This is a genomic window from Paenibacillus sp. EKM10P, assembly GCF_011800655.1.
GTDB lineage: Bacteria > Bacillota > Bacilli > Paenibacillales > Paenibacillaceae > Paenibacillus > Paenibacillus polymyxa.
This window is the reverse complement of sequence record NZ_JAALET010000110.1, coordinates 1-285: the sequence shown is the minus strand read 5'-3', so window position 1 is coordinate 285 and position 285 is coordinate 1. Positions and strand designations below refer to the sequence as shown.

Here is a 285-nt window from a genome sequence, read left to right as displayed (position 1 = left end):
ACACGACCGTTAAGCCCTCCAGCGCCGATGGTACTTGGACCGCAGGGTCCTGGGAGAGTAGGACGCCGCCAAGCAAAATCCTTTAAAGGATGATAAAATTTAATGAATTAGGGCCTTTAGCTCAGCTGGTTAGAGCGCACCCCTGATAAGGGTGAGGTCGGTGGTTCGAGTCCACTAAGGCCCACCATTTCTAGATTGACTAAAAGTTTGGGGCTATAGCTCAGCTGGGAGAGCGCCTGCCTTGCACGCAGGAGGTCAGGGGTTCGATCCCCCTTGGCTCCACCA

General features: G+C 54.4%; 2 tRNA genes and 1 rRNA gene. All 3 read left to right on the top strand.

Going from position 1 to position 285, the window contains the following annotated elements:
- Positions 1–74 (top strand): 5S ribosomal RNA (gene rrf, locus HFE01_RS27835); the annotation flags it as partial.
- Between the two features lie 36 nt (positions 75–110).
- Positions 111–187, top strand: a tRNA-Ile gene (locus HFE01_RS26665).
- 22 nt (positions 188–209) lie between these two features.
- Positions 210–285: transfer RNA gene (locus tag HFE01_RS26660), tRNA-Ala, on the top strand.